This window comes from Enterococcus lactis, from assembly GCF_015751045.1.
GTDB classification, from domain to species: domain Bacteria; phylum Bacillota; class Bacilli; order Lactobacillales; family Enterococcaceae; genus Enterococcus_B; species Enterococcus_B lactis.
This window is the reverse complement of sequence record NZ_BNJW01000056.1, coordinates 1-2,762: the sequence shown is the minus strand read 5'-3', so window position 1 is coordinate 2,762 and position 2,762 is coordinate 1. Positions and strand designations below refer to the sequence as shown.

General features: G+C 35.3%; 3 protein-coding genes and 1 pseudogene. 3 read left to right on the top strand and 1 reads right to left on the bottom strand.

Going from position 1 to position 2,762, the window contains the following annotated elements:
• The first annotated feature begins 251 nt into the window (after window positions 1-251).
• The 3 genes from KFO35_RS13920 to licT all read left to right on the top strand — a co-directional run bounded on the left by KFO35_RS13920 (window position 252) and on the right by licT (window position 2,520).
• Window positions 252-578: a nucleotide pyrophosphohydrolase gene (locus KFO35_RS13920; protein WP_002293844.1), complete on the top strand. Its 327-nt coding sequence runs from the start codon at window positions 252-254 to the stop codon at window positions 576-578.
• A 67-nt stretch (window positions 579-645) separates the two neighbouring features.
• Window positions 646-1,359: a class A sortase gene (locus tag KFO35_RS13915; RefSeq protein ID WP_070872903.1), complete on the top strand. Its 714-nt coding sequence runs from the start codon at window positions 646-648 to the stop codon at window positions 1,357-1,359.
• Window positions 1,360-1,668: 309 nt separating this feature from the next.
• Window positions 1,669-2,520, top strand: coding sequence for a BglG family transcription antiterminator LicT (gene licT, locus KFO35_RS13910; protein WP_156272421.1), 852 nt, complete (start codon window positions 1,669-1,671; stop codon window positions 2,518-2,520).
• A 105-nt stretch (window positions 2,521-2,625) separates the two neighbouring features.
• On the opposite strand, the pseudogene KFO35_RS13905 reads toward licT, so the two are convergent.
• Window positions 2,626-2,762, bottom strand: a pseudogene (locus KFO35_RS13905) (IS30 family transposase); the annotation flags it as partial.

Below are 2,762 nucleotides of genomic sequence, written 5' to 3'. Positions count from 1 at the left end.
AATATGATTCTATCATTGTCAGTTCGTCTATGGTAAGATGTTTGTAGGTCATTTATGGTTACACTCCTTTGTTTTCTTTCGTCGGAAATACAATTTGAGTGTACCATAAATGCCTTTTTATTTTTCTAACTTAATTTTACAATTCGCGTAAATAAAAGAAAACAGGAGTTTTTTTAAAAGCATCATCTATTTTTTATGTAAAAAAATGGTATGATTAATCAAGTAAGAAATGATTGGAAGAAGGCAAGCAAATGAATAGTATGGAAAAAGTCAACCAGTTTAGAGATGAACGTAATTGGCGACAATTTCATAACGAAAAAGATTTGGCTATCTCTATTTCTTTGGAAGCATCTGAATTGTTAGAACTTTTTCAATGGAAAACGCCGGAAGAAGTAAAAGAAACACAATTAGAACGAATCAAAGAAGAACTGGCAGATGTATTGATCTATTCATACATGATGGCAGACAACCTTCACCTGGATCTAGATGAGATCATTGAAGAAAAATTGATCAAAAATAATTTGAAATATCCTGTAGAAAAAAGCGCAGGTGTACGAAAAAAATACACAGAGTTGTAGAAATGTGTCATTCGGCTGTTGGAAAGAGCAAAAGAAAAACAGTAAAATGAGTCTGGAGGGAGAGAAAATGAAAAAAAAAGGAAAAGCAAAAAGATGGCTAGTCAATATCCTCTTGTTCCTCTTGTTATTAGTAGGACTAGCTTTGATTTTCAATGAACAGATCAAGGATTATCTTGTCAGAGAGACAGGAGATAAATATGCTATAGCGAATGTAACAAAAGAAGATCTGAAAAAGAATAACGATAAAGATGTCAGTTTTGACTTTGATGCGGTAGAACCAATGACGACAGAAGGGGTCATGAGGTCGCAAATGAGAGGAACAGATCTACCAGTGATTGCTAGTATCGCAGTCCCTTCAGTTTCAATCAATTTACCGGTTTTCAAAGGCTTGGATAATACGTCACTACTTTACGGAGCAGGAACATTATCTCCAGATCAAGAAATGGGAAAAGGAAATTATGCCTTAGCAAGCCATCGTGCAACGAACCCTGAATTGTTGTTTACACCGCTGGAAAATTTGGAAATGGGTGCCAAGATCTATTTGACGGATTTAGAAAATGTGTATACATATAAAACATTTTTTAAAGAAAAAGTTGCTCCTACAGATACCCAATTACTGAATGAAGTCGAGGGAAAAGAAATCGTCACACTAATTACTTGTGGCGACATGGATGCAGTCACGCGACTAGTTGTACAAGGCGAACTGGAAAGTGTTACACCGATAAAAGATGCGACAGATGATATGAGAACTGCTTTCAATCTAGAGACAAAAACATTTTAGGATACTGGGACATAAGTCGTTACAGATCAAAAACAGCCAAAGGATATAAATCGATAAGGAAAAACCAATTTGCTGAAAAAAAGAGGAACGCAAAGAGGTGCATCTCTGATTTGGTTGTTTTCTAGATAGACTTGTGTTCCAGTTTTTTTATTTTTTATATGAAAAGGCTTGCATAAATAAAAATTCGATGGTATGATGATTTTGAATAAGAAATGGATTGTTACTGTACGGCAGGCAAAACCAGAATTCAGCTAAGAAACAGTAGGCGAATTCTAGGTTTTTTTATTTTTCTTGAGAGGGCGAAGCAAAATGAAAATTGATAAAATTTTGAATAACAACGTCGTCATTTCGAAAAATGGATTCGGGGAAGAAGTCGTTTGTATGGGAAAAGGACTAGCTTTTCAAAAAAAGATTGGGGACGAGATTTCGCCAGAAGTGGTCCAAAAAGAATTTGTTTTAAGAGATTCTTTTGCTAAAAACCAATTCCAACAGCTGATGGCTGATATTCCGGCAGAGGAGATCGAATGGGTCAAACAAGTAGTTGAACTGGCTGAAGATAAACTAAAAGTTGAATTTTCGCCTAATATTTATCTGACATTGACCGATCATCTTCATTATGCGATCACACGGGCAAAAGAAAATATCCAACTGCCTAATCCATTATTATTTGAAACAAAAAAATTTTATCCGAAAGAATATCAAGCAGCGAAAGAGGCTCTTTTGTTCGTGAAACAAAAGACTGGTGTGGAACTTTCTGAGGATGAAGCCGGTTTTATTGCCTTTCATTTTGTGAATAGCCAACAAGGAAACGAAGACATGCAAGTGACGATGACCGCTACCACAATGGTAAGAGATATACTGAGTATCATCAGTAAATTCTTCGGCATCGTGTTCGATGAAGAATCTTTGAATTATCAGCGTATCATTACTCATCTGCAGTTTTTTGCCCAGCGTTATCTCAAAGGGGAAGGATCTGACGAACAAGATGAATTTCTCTACGCATTAGTTCAAGGAAAGTATCCAAAAGCGTTTCATTGTGTCGAACGGATCAATGAGTATCTTCGACAAACGCAAAAACAGGAAATGGGAATCGCAGAGCAGATTTATTTAACGATCCATATTCAAAGAGTAGTAAGTGAGAAAAAAAGCATCCAATCATAAGGATTGTTACTGTATGGCAGGCAAAACCTGGATTGAAAAAATAGGTTCACGAATGTTTGTGACTGTTTTTTTCAATCTGGGTTTTTATTTTTTAAATCTTAATTGTCAAATTAAGTTAGACAGATCATCAATACTTACGTAACTCAAAAATACTTCCAAAGGTGTTCGATAATCCAGTGATTTTCTAGGAATATTATTTCGTTTAGATGCGACAGATTGAATAAAAAATTCATCTACTGAAT